Consider the following 14,612-nt stretch of genomic DNA (forward strand, 5'->3'; position numbering starts at 1 on the left):
AAGCGAGACGTACACTTCCTCTTCGTGGACACAACCTCCGACCGCACGGCAAAGACGGTCGTCGGCGGCCGCTACGAGATCAACGGCCTCATCGCATCCGGCGGCATGGGCTCGGTATATCGCGCCCGCGACACGGTGCTCGATCGCGTCGTCGCGCTCAAAGTGCTATCCGCCGGAGGTGCGGATCCGGACTTCGTAGCGCGCTTCCGAACAGAAGCGACGAACGCCGCCCGCCTGTCGCACCCAAACATCGTGCAGGTTTACGACTTCGGCTACGAGGACTCGGCCCCGTACATGGCGATGGAATACGTCGATGGACAGACGCTTCGCGGAGTGCTCGCCGAGCGGCGTATCCTGCGCCCAGACCAAGTTGTTCGCATCGGAGAACAGGTCGCGGCCGCGCTCGAAACCGCCCGTCGCGCCGGAATCGTCCATCGGGACATCAAGCCCGAGAACATCCTCGTGACGACCGACGGACACGTGAAGGTTGCGGATTTCGGCCTCTCCAGAGCCTTGGCGGAATCACGCGCCACGCAGGCCGGCATGCTGATCGGCACAGCGCACTATCTCGCCCCGGAACAAGTCGCCGGGCACGAGTCCGACCACCGGGCGGACATCTACGCGCTGGGCGTTGTGCTGTTCGAAGCGCTCACGGGCCGCACACCCTTCACGGGAGACTCCCCGGTAGTAGTGGCCTACAAGCGTGTAACCGAGGACGTTCCGAGCGCCATGACGATCAACCCGAGCGTTCCGCCCGAACTGGACGCGGTCGTCGCGCGGGCAACCGCGCGCGACCCCGCCGAGCGCACGGCAACTGCGGGAATCCTGGCCGCCGAGTTGCATCACGCGGTCCCAACGGTCGGAGGAGACCTCGGGATCGCAGTCCACCACACCACGGCGATCCCGATCACCGGGCAGGAGACCATCGTCCTTCGCGCTCCGACCACACGCGCGGCGCGCCGGCGGCGCCGGCGCCTGCCGTTGCGCCTGCTGGCGGCCCTTGCCGTCCTGGTAACGCTCGGCGGCGTACTGACGGTGGCGGGTCCACTTGCATCTGTCACGGTTCCCTCGGTCACAGGCTCGAATCAACAACAAGCGGCCGCGACCCTGCGCAAGGCCGGACTGCGCAGCGAAGTAACCCTTAGGAACCACGACGCGGTGGAGTCGGGACTGATTCTGTCGCAAACGCCCGCACCGGGCGCGCGCGCGCGCCGCGGCGAAACGGTTTCCCTGGTCGTGTCCATCGGACCCAAACTGATCGCCGTTCCCGCCATCGTCGGAATGAGCTTCGACAAAGCCGTCACAGCCCTGAGGGATCGCGGCTTTTCTGTATTTCATCGCACCGACATAAACCACGACACCGCCCCGAAGTTGCAGGTCGTCGGACAGGACCCCGAAGCAGGACAAGAGGTGCGGCGAGAAGCCCCCATCACCCTCTCGGTTTCCCAGGGGCCGCGCATGGTGCGCGTGCCGAACGTCACCGGGGACCCCGAGGCGAGCGCCCGCGGCGACCTCGACGCCGCCGGCCTGGAAGTGAAGGTGCGACGGGAAGCCGACATGTCGGTTCCCAAAGGCCGCGTAGTGTCGCAGAATCCCGCGGCCGGTCGCAGTGTTCGAGCGGGAACGACGATAACCATCGTTGTAAGCAGCGGCCCTCCGCTTGTGGCGGTGCCGAATCTCGAGTGCATGACGCGCAAGCAAGCCGAAGAAGCGCTCGCTACAGCGGGGCTCCGCGCTAAGTTCGGCGGGCGCGGCAAACGCGTCGTCGATCAATCACCCGGACCTTCGCAGAAGGCCACGAAGGGCTCCACCGTGACCGTATTGCTGGGCATCGGGTCGTTCTGTACGTCGTAAAGGCCCTTGACTCTCACGAAGGTACTCGGGCGCCATCGCTGGGAGTTCGCGCTCATCGGCATCAGCGCCGTCTGGGGCTCCACGTTCGTGCTCGTCAAGGACGCCGTCGAGCGGATCCCGCCGTTTCAGTACCTGGCCTTGCGATTCGCCTGCGCTACCGCGGCGCTGGCGATCTTCGGTGCTTTTCGCGGCCTGCGTCGGACCGAGGCGACTGCCGGTGTCGCAATCGGGATCGCGCTGTTTGGAGGCTACGCGCTTCAGACGGTCGGACTGCAGTACACGTCGGCATCCAACGCCGGCTTCATCACCGGACTGTTTGTCGTCATCACGCCACTACTCGGCGCAGTGATTCTGCGACGCTTGCCCTCGAAGGCATCCGCGGCAGGCGTCATTCTTGCGACCGCAGGCTTGGTGCTGCTTGCAATGCCGTCGGGGATGCGTCTCGGCGGCGGCGACGCGCTCGAAGTGCTGTGCGCGATCTCCTTCGCCGTCCACATCCTTCTCCTGGCACGCTTGGCCCCCGGACGGTCTGCGCTTCGAATTGCCGGAGTGCAGATCGCAACGACGGCCGCTGCATCCGCGATATGGAGCATCGGCGCGGAGCGCGCGCCCCTTCCCGGCGCCGACGGTACCGTCTGGTTCGCGATCGCTGCCACAGGCTTGCTCGCAAGCGCGCTCGGATTCGTGGTGCAAACGCGCGCCCAGCAGATCATCCCCCCGACACGCACGGCGGTGATTCTGACCGCGGAGCCGGTCTTTGCGGGAATCTTCGGATTCCTGATCGCCGGCGATCGCCTCGGAGTGCGCGGGTACGCGGGCGCCGCGCTCATCGTGCTCGGGATACTGGTCGCGGAGACTCTGGCTCCGCCTACAGAAGAAATCTAGGGAGTGGCGGCGAATCGACGCGCCGCGCGCTTGGTTCGCATGCCTGCGAACATCTGATACAGAACCAGTGCGATTCGCATGTCAATTGCTCCAGGTCGTGAGCGGACCGGCTTCCCAAGCAAACCCAACCTCGTAGAGCGCGGCGGCCACGAGCGGTCGCAAGTTGGCCAGCGGTGCTCCGTCTCCGGGGAGCGGGTACTCGCCGGAGTCCTGCACGGTCGTGTACCGCAGCCCCAGCGTGTCGATGCCGGCATAGGTGCCGGGCGTCGGTGCGTATGCTTTCCCGGTGTAACCGACGCGGCCCCAAAAGGCCTTCTCCCCTAACAGCCGCTCACCGAATCTCATCTCACGCACCTCCGTCGCCCCTTACAACGAGTCTCTCGACCTCGGCGACGCGCGTTATGACCTCAGTCAAGGGTCATTTCCGCAGGTAGTCACACATGACTAGTCATTCGCGCACGCCGGGATGAGGCGGACGAATGTTGACAGCACCTAAACCCGGCCCTACCATCCTCCACGCGATGCGCCGCTATTTTTGGTTCTATGGCACCTCCGGAACCCCGGGGGCCGGAGCCTGTTGAGGCGAAGGCCGTAGAACCAGCCCCGGGTAGGAAACCCGGGGCGTTTTGCTTGTAAGGGCCGGTCGAAATAAGGAGCACCAAATGGTCGTAGTGATGAGTCCGAATGCGAGCGACGAAGATATCGCTCGGGTCGTGGAGATGATCGAGGACGCGAGCGGAGAAGCATTCGTGTCCCGCGGAAAGCACCGCACGATCATCGGTCTCGTCGGCGACAGCGAGCGCTTCATGGCACTCCCGATCCCTGGGATGCCCGGCGTAGAAAGCGTCGTCCGCATCGGCAAGCCTTACAAGCTCGTCGCTCGGGAATCGCGTCCCGAGCCCAGCGAGGTGGTAGTCGGGCCGATCACGATCGGTCGGAACTCATTCGCCGTCATCGCGGGACCGTGCGCGATCGAAACCGAAGACCAAGCCATGTCGGCCGCGCGCGCCGCGAAAGCTGCCGGGGCGCACATTCTCCGCGGCGACGCGTACAAGCACCGGACTTCGCCCTATGCATTCCAGGGCCTAGCGAAACGCGGGCTCGAGATCCTCGCGCACATGCGCGCGGAGACCGGAATGCCGGTAGTCACCGAAGTGCTGAACACCGCGGACGTGGAACTTGTCGCGAGCTACGCCGACATCATGCGCGTCGGCGCCCGCAATATGCAGAACTTCGAGCTACTGAAGGAAGTCGGCAAGATGCACAAGCCCGTGATGCTCAAGCGCGGTCTGGCGTCCACGATCGAAGAGTGGCTGATGGCTGCCGAGTACATCGCGAACGAGGGCAACGAGGAAATCATCTTGTGCGAACGTGGTATCCGCACCTACGAGCCGATGACGCGCAACACGCTCGACCTGTCTGCGGTTCCGCTCGTGCACGCGCTCTCGCACCTGCCCGTGATCGTCGACCCTTCGCATTCAACGGGGAAGCGCTCTCTGGTCGCCCCCATGGCGCGCGCCGCGGTGGCCTGCGGCGCCGACGGGATCATGGTCGACGTGCACCCCAAGCCTGAAACCGCACTCTGCGACGGCCCTCAAGCTCTGACGACCGAAGAGATCGCAGAACTTGTCGCCGATTTGGTGGGAATCGCCCGCGCCGTCGGGCGGCCGATGGCCAACCCACGCCAGACGCTGACCGCCGCCGGCGAGTAGCTAGACCAGATCCCTCCAGGCATCGAGCGCGCGCTCGATGCCTGCGGTGTCCACGTCTTTGTGCGTGACGCAACGAATCCGGCGCGCGCCCATCGCCCCGACCAGGATGCCGCGCGCGCGCAGTTCGTCCGCGACGATCTCCGCGTCGCGCGCGCCGGTATCGACGTAAACGATGTTGGTCTCCACCAACATCGGATCCACCGCACCGGGCCGGATTTCCGCGAGACCCTCGGCGAGGCGGCGCGCGTTCGCGTGATCGTCGGCGAGGCGATCCACCATCGTGTCCACAGCGACGCGCGCGGCTGCACACAGCACTCCGACCTGACGCATGCCCCCGCCGAGCATCTTGCGCGTGCGGCGTGCGCGATCCACGACATCGGCCGCACCGAGCACCATCGATCCGACCGGCGCTCCGAGCCCCTTGGAGAAGCAAAAGGACAACGTATCAACCTCGGCCGCATACACATGGACCGGGACGCCGGAAGCAACGCTCGCGTTGAAGATGCGCGCACCGTCAAGGTGCACAGACACGCCGCTTTCCCGCGCCAGGCGGGCTGTCGCGCGAAACGCCTCGATAGGCACCACCGCGCCTCCCGAAGCCTGATGCGTGTTCTCCAGACACAGCAGCGCAGTGTGCGTGAAGAACCGGCTCGGGGCCCGAATCGCCCCGCGCAACCGCTCCTCGTCGAACACTCCTCGATTCGAAGTCAATGATCGCAGCATGACTTGCGAGATCATGGCCGGGGCGCCGACTTCAGCGTCGAGAACGTGCGCCGCCTCGTCGACGATCACTTCATCGCCGGGGCTCGTCAACGCCTTGACGCACACCTCGTTGCCCATCGATCCGGATGGAACGAACAGCCCTGCTTCCTTGCCGAACATGCGCGCACAGTGCTCTTGAAGGGCGTTCGCCGTCGGGTCCTCTCCCCACACGTCGTCGCCGACCTCAGCCTCAGCCATCGCGCGGCGCATCTGGGGAGTGGGCGTCGTGAACGTGTCGCTGCGAAGCTCAACGATGCGGTCGTTCGTCATGGCCGCGAGCCTACCATCGGCGCGAAACCGTGCTCACCCGGGTCAGTCGACACGCGAACGTCGTAAGCCCGCGAACCCGGCCGACGCAGCCGCCAGCAGAGCCACCGCGATCGAGATCGGGCCGGCGCGAGACTCTCCCGCCGGCAGTTCTGTCGCCACAAGTTCGGCTCGCCCAGACCCGTCGAATACCGCCACCGGACGGAACTTGCCTGCGCGCGCAAGAACGTCGGCGTCGTTGCTGGTCCCGAAGCACAGGCTCGTTGCCAGAGCAGTCCGCTGCAAGCGGGCGAACACCGTGTAGCTGTTGCCCGGCAAGAACTCGACTGCGCACCCGCTCCCCTCTACTTCGGCGACCCGAATCGCCTCCGCGACGCGCCCCTTGTACACGCTCCGCACCGCAAACGTCGCGAGCGAGCGCGTGCCGGAGTCCTCAACCGCCGTCACCGATCCCACAAACACGCTGTCGGCCTCGGCGAACTGCTCGTCGACGGTGGCTTTGACGCACGTACACGCCCACGACGAAGGCGCGCGCGCAACCGGGGCAATCCATGAGATCGCCACCATGGTAAGAAGAACAAGGGCTCGTCGCATCAGCCCCCAAGGTTCTCCATCAATCGGCGAACCTCCTCCCGCCCGTACCCGAGCTCTCGCAGCACCTCATCGTCATGCTGGCCGAGCATCGGCGGCGGACGACGGGTGGAGGCGGGCGTTCGGTCCAAGTCGATCGGTGAACGCACCAGCCGGACCAGACCAGCGGTCGGGTGATCGATTTCCTCCACCATCTCCAGAGCCAGGACCTGCGGATCGGCGAACACCTCCGCAATGGAGTTGATAGGACCGCAGGGAACCTCGGCGGCCGTCAGCGCGCGCATCCAGTCCTCGCGGGAGCGCGCCGCGAACACATCGTCCAGCAGCGCGGTCAACGCCGACCGGTTGACGACCCTTTCAGCGTTGCTTGCAAAACGGGGATCTGCCGCAAGATCCTCACGTTCAATCGCCCGACAGAATCGCAACCAGATGGCCTCGTTCGCAACCGCCAGCACCAGTGGAGCGTCGACGGCGTCAAAAACCTGGTACGGAACGATGTTCGGATGTGCGTTTCCCAGGCGGACCGGCTCGAGCCCGCCGACGAGGTAGTTCGATGCTTGGTTCGCCAACCACGCCACCTGCGAGCCCAGCAGCGAAACATGAACCCGCTGCCCCTCTCCCGTCTGATCCCGATGACGAAGTGCCGCAAGGATGCCGACGGCGCAGTACAGGCCGGCGGTGACGTCGCTGATGGCCACGCCTACCTTTTGTGGATCCCGATCGGGTTCTCCGGTGATGCTCATGACTCCGCCGCGTCCTTGCACGACGAAGTCGTACCCGGGGTCGTCGCGCGCAGGCCCCGAAAGGCCGTACCCCGTGATGGACGCGTACACGACCCCCGGATTGAGGCTACGGCACGCCTGCTCGCCCAAGCCGAGACGGTCCATCGTCCCGGGGCGGAAGTTCTCGATCACGACGTCGGCGCGCGCGACAAGCCGCTCCGCAACACCTCGATGATCGGCGCGACCCAGATCAAGAGCGATGGAACGCTTGTTGCGATTTGTACCCAGAAAATACGCACTCTCGCCACCGGCGAAGGGCGGCCCCCACCCACGCGTCTCGTCCCCGGCCCCAGGCCGCTCGATCTTGACGACGTCGGCGCCAAGATCGCCGAGCGTCATCGTGCACCACGGCCCCGACAGAACGCGCGAGAAGTCGGCGACCCGAACGCCTTCAAGTGGGCCCGCCATCAGGGGCGCGCCTCCTTCCGACCGCGCAGCGGCCAGCGAGGCGATGTCGTAGCCGGTGGAGGAAACGACGTGCGCAACTCGACGAGCGCCGGTCCGTCCTGCGACAGCGCCCATCGGAGGGCGCCGGCGAGATCTCGCCGGCCGCACCGCTTAGCGGGAACGCCGAACGATTCGGCCATCGCAACCAAATCCGGAGTCCGCAGGTCGGTTGCGAACGTGTCGCCGAAGCGCTCCTTCTCGTCAAAGCGAAGCATCCCGTACCCCTCGTCGTTTACTACCAGTACGGCAATCGGGAGCCCCTCCTGGACGGCGGTGGCGAGTTCCCCAACCCCAAATAGCAGTCCGGCGTCACCGCACACAACCAGCGTACGTCGGCCCTTCACGGCCGCGCCGACTGCAGCGGGCAAAGCGAATCCGAGCGTTCCCCAGCCGACCGGATAGGCCAGACAGCGCGGTCCGGCAACCGGCGCGTACCCCGCGTACCAGTATCCGGCTACACACATGTCGGCGAGAACGAATGCGTCGGCAGGGAGCGTGGCCGAGACCGTCATGACGAACCGGTACGCCGGGCTCGTCACCGGATCTGCGCGCAAGGCGGAGTTCGCCTCTTCCCGCGCGCGCTCTGCTCGGCGCGCACCGTTGCGCCTGCGACGAGTGGGCGGAAGCGCTTCGAGTAACACCTCGAGAGCCGGACGCGCGCCGGCATCCACGACGACATCGGCTGCGTAGTTGCGGCGTGCGTCCTCGGCGACGGCGTTGACGGACACGCGCGGTCGCGGAAGCCGCAACCTCCACCCTTGAGTGTCCATCGAGTCCAGATCGCTCCCGACGATCAACATCGCATCCGACGAACCGATGAGCTTGGTGACTGCGGGTTCATGCGGCGGAAACACGACGGACAGCGGATGTCCGGGAGCGAGCACGCCTTTGCCCGAATACGTCGTCACGACCGGCGCATCGAGAGCCTCCGCCACCCGACGCAGCGCATCCTGCGCGTCGCCCGTGTTCGCTCCGCCCCCGGCCCACACGACCGGGTTGCGCGCCGCGCCGAGAACAGCCGCCGCGCGCGCAATTTGATCGGCATCGGGAGGAGAAATCCGGCCGATGACCGGCGGCCGCGCATCCCAACGGACGCTCGCCTCAAGGAAATCGTGCGGGATCTCGAGAAACACCGGACCTCCGCGTCCGGAACCGGCCTCGATCGCCGCGCGCGCCACCATGCTCGGGATCGCCTCGGCGCGCGCCACCGTTGCGGCCCAAACCGACACTGCCTCCATCAGCGCACGCTGGTTCGGGCTCTCGTGCAAAGATCCTCGTCCGCCACGTCCCGCAAGCAAGCGACTCTCGATCTGAGTCGCCAAGTGCAGCAGGCGCGAGCGCGAAGCAAGAGCCTCTCCCATCGCGGCCGCCGTGTTCGCCGCGCCAGGTCCCGTCGTCGTGACCGCCACACCTAGACGCCCGGTCGCCCGGTAGTAGCCATCGGCCGCGTAGACGGCGGTCTGCTCGTGCCGCACGATGAGCGTGCGAATCGCCGATCTGCGCAGCGCTTCGAAGATGGCCAGGTTATGCACGCCCGGGATGCCGAAGACCACATCAACGCCGAGGACCTCCAGTTGGCGGACGAGGGCCTCCGCTCCGGTCGAGGAGTGGGACTCGGTCGAGCGGCCCGCGCCGGAACGGGCGCCCGGGTCTCGCGCGCCGGGTCGGTTGCTCCGCCCTCGGGCCACTCCGATGGCAGGATACCCCAGCGCCCAAGTTCGCCAAACCCCGCGACCCCACGCGCTCGGCATGCCTCCGAAGCGGGGCAAACCGCCCTTAATCCCCTTAGTGGGCCAGGGTGTTTTCTGCGGAGACGCGAATCACGCCGGGCGGCTCACTCGTTCTGCATGGTAACGACACGAGGGAGTGGACCATGAAGAGAATCTCGATCCGCACGCTGGCGATTTCGCTGGCAATGGCGGCCGGCCTCCTTGCAGCCTCCCCGGCATTCAGCGCCTCCACCCCGGGGTCGGTTGCGATTCAGTCACCTGCCTCCGGCGACGCCACAAGCCAAACCGTAACGGTTCGGTGGGCATGGCGCAGCGGGAAGTCGGTAACGTCAACCTCTCGCGTCGACGTTCAAGCAACGATTAACGGGGTCTTCTGGAACACGATCGCGCCAAACGTTCCCATCCGAAACGGCAGCGTGGATTGGGATACTCGCGGCTGGCCGGATTTCCCCTATGGCCTGCGGATAGCCGTTCGGAACACCACAGTGAAGAGCCCGGTCGTGAGCCCGATCATCGTGGATAACACCGCCCCCTCGGTAGCCATCACCCGTCCGAGAGAAGGCGACGTCATCGTCGACGACGAGACCGTTGCGTCGTTCGCGGTCGTAGCCGGCTCGGCAACGCTCGAAGCTCAAGCTCAGGACAGCTTGTCCGGTGTTGAGGTCGTCGAGTGGATGCTTGACGAGAACTCCATCGGCCAGGGGTCGTCTCTGCCCTATGACTTCAGCGTCACGCCGGGGCAGCACACGCTGACTGCCCTCGCAACCGACCGAGCAGGAAACTCAGCTTCGACCTCGATCTCGATTCTTGTGTTGCCCGGACTTGGAGCACTTGATCCGATCACGGGACTGCTCCCGAGCGATCAGCCGTCCCCGAACCCCGGCGAGTTCCCGGCGCCTTTGCCGAGTGACGTTCCGTCACCGGGCGAGGACCCGGTGCCTTTGCCGAGCGACGTTCCGTCACCGGACGAGGACCCAGCGCCTTTGCCGAGCGACGTTCCGTCACCGGACGAGGACCCAGCGCCTTTGCCGAGCGACATTCCGCTACCGCTCTAATCCGAAGCCTGCTCCAAAGAACGCGCCCCAAGTGGGCGCGTTCTTTGTTCCGCGTTTATTGCGTGCGGCCCGACCCTCGGGCAGGCTAGTCCCCATGTCGTTCATCCTGGCAATCGACGCCGGCACCACCGGCGTGACGGCACTGCTGATACGACCCGACGCCGGCGTGGCCGCGCGCGGGTATCGGGAGTTCCCTCAGCACTTCCCTCGCCCCGGCTGGGTCGAGCACGACCCCGAGGAGATCTGGCAAGCCGCACTCACCGCGGTGGCATCCGCAATCGAAGCCGCCAGAGCACGCCCGCAGGACGTCACCGCAATCGGGATCACCAATCAACGCGAAACGACCGTGCTGTGGGAGCGAGCAACCTTGCGCCCGGTAGCCAACGCAATCGTATGGCAAGACCGGCGCACCGCCGGACGTTGCGACGAGTTGCGCGAGGACGAGACCGCATTGCGCGCAAAGACCGGGCTCGTCCTAGACCCCTACTTCAGCGCCACAAAGCTCGAGTGGTTGCTGACGAACATTCCCGGCGCGCGCACGCGCGCCGAGGCAGGGGAACTCGCTTTCGGCACGATCGACTCCTGGCTTGTCGCACGATTGACCGGCGGCGCCGAGCATGTGACCGACCCGACGAACGCCGGCCGGACGCTCCTGTACGACATCTATCGCCGCGAGTGGGACGACGCGCTGCTGTCGATGTTCGATGTCCCGCGCGCGCTCCTGCCCGAGATTCGCCCATCCAGCGGGCACTTCGGACAGGCCGATCTGCTCGGCGCGCGCGTGCCGATCGCCGGAATCGCCGGCGACCAACAGGCGGCGCTGTTCGGACAGGGATGCTTCGAGCCCGGGATGACCAAGAACACCTACGGCACGGGGTCCTTTGTACTGATGAACGCGGGGACGAAAGCACCGTCACCGGCACCCGGATTGCTCGTCACCCCCGCTTGCGGCACCGACGGAGGGATCGCCTACGCGATGGAAGGCTCAATCTTCGTCACCGGCGCAGCCATCCAATGGCTGCGCGACGGATTGGGCATCCTAGAGCACGCAGCCGAAACGGGAGCCCTTGCGGAAAGCGTTGCCGACACCGCAGGGGTGTACTTCGTTCCCGCCCTCACGGGGCTAGGCTCCCCCCACTGGGACCCCTACGCGCGTGGCGCCATCCTCGGGATCACCCGGGGAACCGGCCGCGCGCACATCGTGCGCGCGGCCGTCGAAGCCATGGCTTACCAAACCCGCGACGTCACCGAGGCGATGGCCGGCGGAGCCGGCGTCCGACTTGCGGAGCTGCGCGTGGACGGCGGAGCGAGCGTGATGGACTTCCTGTGCCAGTTCCAGTCCGACCAACTCGGCGTGCCGGTGCGCAGACCCGCGATACAAGAGACGACGGCTCTTGGGGCAGCCTTTCTTGCGGGGCTGTCCGAAGGCGTTTGGTCGTCGACAACCGAAATCTCCGACGCGTGGCGCCTGGACAAGGAGTTCTTGCCGCGCGAACCCGACGACAGGCTGTATGCGGGGTGGCTCCGTGCAGTCTCGCGCGCGCGAGACTGGGCGCGGGACTAACTCGCGCGCCGCTCGGGTTCGCCGGATCCGAGAGAAGACGCCGGGCGCGCGCCGCCCTTCTTGAACTTCGACGCGTACTCGTCGACGTACTCCTGCCCGGCCAGCAGCATCAACTCGTACATCAACTCGTCGGTCACCGACCGCAGCACAAAGCGATCGTCTTCCTTGCCGTCGTAGCGCGAGAAGTCCAGCGGCTTGCCGTAACGCACGCCGACACGCCGGCGCTTGGGAATGTACTTGCCCGTCGGCAATGCGTCGTTGGTCCCGAACACAGCAACCGGGATGATCGGACAGTGCGCGCGCAGCGCCATCCGCGCGGGGCCCGTCTTCCCCCGGTACAGCCGGCCGTCCGGCGATCGCGTGCCTTCCGGATAAACGCCAACCACCATTCCCTTCTTGAGCTGTTCGACCCCGGCCTGCAGGGATGCCTCGCCCGCGCTCCCACCCTCTCGCCGCACCGGAATAACACCGACTCCGGCATAAAACCAACGCGTATACCACTTGTCGAAGTAATCGCTCTTGCCGAGGAACACTACTTTGCGCGGGATCATGACGGGCACCAAGAAGCTGTCAATAAACGACAGGTGGTTAGGGCACAGAACGACCGGCCCGTCCTTTGGGATGTTCTCGACTCCCTCAGCCCACGGGCGAAAGAGCAGCCGAAAGATCGGCCCGATGATTACGTACTTCATCAAGTAGTACAACAACTCACCCAGACTCCCAGTGCCCCGTGGTCCTTGGTGGACCGCTCCCCGCAGGCGTTCCGCAGCAAGCCTACCTTGCCCTCCGATCCCCGCCAAGGGGTTTGGAAGCCTGCGTCCGATCCATTCATGGAGAAACCTCCCGTCGCACGACCCTTGCGTGTTAGCGTACGAACGAGGAACGACCAGCGGGTTTCCGAAACATGAAGCTCGGGTTAAGGAGGCAGCATGAGCACCATCGAGATCATGCGCGGGGCCGAACCTTGGGGCTCGGACGGGGATCGCACGGGTGCGCTCTTCCTGCACGGCTTCACGGGAACCCCACAGAGCGTTCGCGCCTGGGCCGAAGGCGTCGCCCGGGACGGCCACACCGTTCTGGTCCCTCGCCTGCCCGGACACGGCACGACCGTGGCCGACATGCAGACCACCAGCGCCGAGGACTGGGTCGGCGAAGCCGAGATGAGCCTTCGCGGCCTTCGCGAACGGTGCGACCGGATCTTCGTTTGCGGACTGTCGATGGGTGGAACTCTGACGTTGGACATCGCCGCACGCCTCTCGGAATGGATCACCGGCATCATCGTGGTCAACCCCGCCGTCTACACGACCGATCCCCGCCGAGTTCTGGCACCGCTGCTGGGCCGGCTGCCGCTCACGCTCAAGGGGGTAGCCGGCGACATCGCCGACCCCGAGCAGTCCGAACTTGCCTACGACCGCGTTCCAACCAAGGCCGCATCCTCGATGCTCGGATACCAAGATCGGGTCAAGGCCCGCCTGGGCAGCGTCCGCGCTCCGGCCCTCGTTTTCACTTCGCGCCAGGACCACGTCGTGAACCCAGGCAACGGCCCCTTCGTCATCGAACACATTGCATCCAGCGACAAAGAACTCGTGTGGCTCGAGCGCTCATATCACGTCGCGACCCTGGACTTCGATCGCGACTTGATCCTGGAGCGCACCATCCAGTTCATAAAGGAACGCACCGACTAACCGTGAGCCACGTGGAACCGCCTGCCCGCAGCGCATACCTCGGCAGCTTCGATGAACTCGAAGCCCGAGTCGTGATCGAGATACTGAGCGCCCGGGGCGTGCGAGCGTTTCTCAAACACGATCCCGCCCGGGGGGAATCCGCTCCCTACCCGTCCATGAGCGACAGCGGGGTAGTTCTGGTCGACTCCGCCCACTTGCAAGAGGCTCGCCGGATCGTGACGGAGGAGTTGCCTGCGCACCTGGAAGGAATCCGTCAGGCGATGGATCTTCTGGAAAGCGGATCATCCCCGGACGACGCGACCTCGGGCGACGGCCTTCCCGAATGATCTGAGCCGAACGACGCGGCGCGGCTCACGCAACGATCTCGGTGCCGGCCCGTCCCGCGAGTGCGTCCTCAACCTGGGACAACGACGCGATGATCGCTCGTCCACCCGCGGTGACGACCTGAACGGCCGCCGACACCTTCGGACCCATCGAACCTGGGGGGAACTCCCCCGACGCCAGCCCCGCGCGCGCATCCACGATCGTCAGCCTGTCGATCGGCCGGGCGTCCGGCGTGCCGAATCCGCGCACAACGCGCTCGACGTCGGTGAGGACAAGCAGCAAATCGGCCCTCGCCGCGCGCACCAGCACTGCGGCCGACAGGTCCTTGTCGACCACGGCGGATATGCCTCGATAAGCGTTGCCCTCGCGTACCACCGGAATGCCGCCTCCACCAGCGGCGATCGGGATCACGTCGCGCTCCAACAACGCGCGCAACGCGTCCTCCTCGACGATCGCGTACGGCTCAGGAGACGCCACCAATCGCCGCCAACCGCCTCCTGAGACCGCTCCGACCGCGTGACCGCGCGCGCGCAGGTCCCGGGCAGCGCTGTCTGTGAGGTGGGGGCCAACAGGCTTGGAAGGATGGTCCATCGCCGGATCGGCGACATCCACGACCGACTGCGTCACGACCGTCACGACGCAGCGCGGAACCCATGCCCGGCGAAGCGCCGCGACAAGTTCCTGCTGGATGAGGTATCCGAGCTGTCCTTGCGTCTCGGCCACCAGCACATCGAGAGGGAGCGGCGGAAACTGCCCCGGCAAGACCTCGTTTTGCACGAGCAGTCGCCCGACTTGCGGACCGTTGCCGTGGGTGAGAACCAGTTGGTGCCCCGCGACCACTAGGCGCGCTAGATCTTCGCACGCCTCACGAATCACCGCTCGTTGTTCCGAGATCGTTCCGCGCTCGCCTCGGTGCAGGATCGCGTTTCCACCCAGCGCCACGACAATGCGCAT

14 protein-coding genes are annotated in these 14,612 nt (G+C 65.9%); 7 read left to right on the forward strand and 7 right to left on the reverse strand.

Features of this window, described 5'->3' with window-relative positions; translation table 11 throughout:
• Positions 1 to 24: 24 nt before the first annotated feature.
• Together pknB and WDA27_01655 are read left to right on the forward strand one after the other, a co-directional pair.
• A complete protein-coding gene (pknB, locus tag WDA27_01650) occupies positions 25 to 1,854 on the forward strand; it encodes a Stk1 family PASTA domain-containing Ser/Thr kinase (protein MFA5889650.1) in 1,830 nt (609 codons plus the stop codon).
• A 6-nt stretch (positions 1,855 to 1,860) separates the two neighbouring features.
• Positions 1,861 to 2,739 carry a DMT family transporter gene (locus tag WDA27_01655; GenBank protein MFA5889651.1) on the forward strand — a complete coding sequence of 293 codons (879 nt, stop codon included), beginning with the start codon at positions 1,861 to 1,863 and terminating at the stop codon, positions 2,737 to 2,739.
• Positions 2,740 to 2,820: 81 nt separating this feature from the next.
• Here WDA27_01655 and WDA27_01660 read toward each other — a convergent pair whose 3' ends face one another.
• Positions 2,821 to 3,093, reverse strand: coding sequence for a hypothetical protein (locus tag WDA27_01660; GenBank protein MFA5889652.1), 273 nt, complete (start codon positions 3,091 to 3,093; stop codon positions 2,821 to 2,823).
• Positions 3,094 to 3,401: 308 nt separating this feature from the next.
• On the opposite strand from WDA27_01660, the gene aroF reads away from it, so the two are divergent.
• The gene (gene aroF / locus WDA27_01665) at positions 3,402 to 4,451 is read left to right on the forward strand and encodes a 3-deoxy-7-phosphoheptulonate synthase (GenBank protein ID MFA5889653.1); all 1,050 of its coding nucleotides are present in this window, start codon (positions 3,402 to 3,404) and stop codon (positions 4,449 to 4,451) included.
• Here aroF and WDA27_01670 read toward each other — a convergent pair whose 3' ends face one another.
• From WDA27_01670 to WDA27_01685, 4 genes are read right to left on the reverse strand one after another with little or no spacing between them, the layout of a single operon-like run.
• Entirely contained in the window at positions 4,452 to 5,483 is a 1,032-nt protein-coding gene (locus tag WDA27_01670) for a GntG family PLP-dependent aldolase (protein MFA5889654.1), read from the reverse strand.
• Between the two features lie 42 nt (positions 5,484 to 5,525).
• The gene (locus tag WDA27_01675) at positions 5,526 to 6,074 is read right to left on the reverse strand and encodes a hypothetical protein (GenBank protein ID MFA5889655.1); all 549 of its coding nucleotides are present in this window, start codon (positions 6,072 to 6,074) and stop codon (positions 5,526 to 5,528) included.
• Positions 6,074 to 7,261: a CoA transferase gene (locus WDA27_01680; protein ID MFA5889656.1), complete on the reverse strand. Its 1,188-nt coding sequence runs from the start codon at positions 7,259 to 7,261 to the stop codon at positions 6,074 to 6,076. The genes WDA27_01675 and WDA27_01680 overlap by 1 nt, the downstream gene beginning before the upstream one ends.
• Complete coding sequence (locus tag WDA27_01685) at positions 7,261 to 8,988, reverse strand: thiamine pyrophosphate-binding protein (protein ID MFA5889657.1); 1,728 nt, start codon at positions 8,986 to 8,988, stop codon at positions 7,261 to 7,263. Before WDA27_01685 ends, WDA27_01680 begins: the two co-directional genes overlap by 1 nt.
• Positions 8,989 to 9,173: 185 nt before the next feature.
• Between WDA27_01685 and WDA27_01690 the strand changes: the two genes are divergently transcribed.
• On the forward strand, positions 9,174 to 10,085 hold the full coding sequence (locus WDA27_01690) for an Ig-like domain-containing protein (protein MFA5889658.1): 912 nt from the start codon (positions 9,174 to 9,176) through the stop codon (positions 10,083 to 10,085).
• Positions 10,086 to 10,179: 94 nt separating this feature from the next.
• On the forward strand, positions 10,180 to 11,649 hold the full coding sequence (gene glpK, locus WDA27_01695) for a glycerol kinase GlpK (GenBank protein ID MFA5889659.1): 1,470 nt from the start codon (positions 10,180 to 10,182) through the stop codon (positions 11,647 to 11,649).
• Here the strand turns inward: glpK and WDA27_01700 are convergent.
• Positions 11,646 to 12,341 (reverse strand): lysophospholipid acyltransferase family protein, encoded by a 696-nt coding sequence (locus WDA27_01700; GenBank protein MFA5889660.1) that lies wholly within the window; start codon positions 12,339 to 12,341, stop codon positions 11,646 to 11,648. The genes glpK and WDA27_01700 overlap by 4 nt on opposite strands.
• A gap of 237 nt (positions 12,342 to 12,578) precedes the next feature.
• On the opposite strand from WDA27_01700, the gene WDA27_01705 reads away from it, so the two are divergent.
• Together WDA27_01705 and WDA27_01710 are read left to right on the forward strand one after the other, a co-directional pair.
• Positions 12,579 to 13,334 (forward strand): alpha/beta fold hydrolase, encoded by a 756-nt coding sequence (locus WDA27_01705; GenBank protein ID MFA5889661.1) that lies wholly within the window; start codon positions 12,579 to 12,581, stop codon positions 13,332 to 13,334.
• Positions 13,335 to 13,336: 2 nt separating this feature from the next.
• On the forward strand, positions 13,337 to 13,660 hold the full coding sequence (locus WDA27_01710; GenBank protein ID MFA5889662.1) for a hypothetical protein: 324 nt from the start codon (positions 13,337 to 13,339) through the stop codon (positions 13,658 to 13,660).
• 25 nt (positions 13,661 to 13,685) lie between these two features.
• Here WDA27_01710 and WDA27_01715 read toward each other — a convergent pair whose 3' ends face one another.
• On the reverse strand, positions 13,686 to 14,612 hold the full coding sequence (locus WDA27_01715) for a carbamate kinase (GenBank protein ID MFA5889663.1): 927 nt from the start codon (positions 14,610 to 14,612) through the stop codon (positions 13,686 to 13,688).

This window comes from Actinomycetota bacterium, from assembly GCA_041658565.1.
In the GTDB taxonomy this organism is placed as follows: domain Bacteria; phylum Actinomycetota; class AC-67; order AC-67; family AC-67; genus JBAZZY01.

Excerpts from the sequence above, each read along its gene's own strand:
- WDA27_01705 (MFA5889661.1), top strand. The coding sequence starts at position 12,579 with ATGAGCACCATCGAGATCATGCGCGGGGCCGAACCTTGGGGCTCGGAC.
- WDA27_01715 (MFA5889663.1), bottom strand. The coding sequence starts at position 14,612 with ATGCGCATTGTCGTGGCGCTGGGTGGAAACGCGATCCTGCACCGAGGC.
- WDA27_01690 (MFA5889658.1), top strand. The coding sequence starts at position 9,174 with ATGAAGAGAATCTCGATCCGCACGCTGGCGATTTCGCTGGCAATGGCG.
- glpK (MFA5889659.1), top strand. The coding sequence starts at position 10,180 with ATGTCGTTCATCCTGGCAATCGACGCCGGCACCACCGGCGTGACGGCA.
- WDA27_01700 (MFA5889660.1), bottom strand. The coding sequence starts at position 12,341 with ATGAAGTACGTAATCATCGGGCCGATCTTTCGGCTGCTCTTTCGCCCG.
- WDA27_01675 (MFA5889655.1), bottom strand. The coding sequence starts at position 6,074 with ATGCGACGAGCCCTTGTTCTTCTTACCATGGTGGCGATCTCATGGATT.
- aroF (MFA5889653.1), top strand. The coding sequence starts at position 3,402 with ATGGTCGTAGTGATGAGTCCGAATGCGAGCGACGAAGATATCGCTCGG.
- WDA27_01670 (MFA5889654.1), bottom strand. The coding sequence starts at position 5,483 with ATGACGAACGACCGCATCGTTGAGCTTCGCAGCGACACGTTCACGACG.
- WDA27_01680 (MFA5889656.1), bottom strand. The coding sequence starts at position 7,261 with ATGGCGGGCCCACTTGAAGGCGTTCGGGTCGCCGACTTCTCGCGCGTT.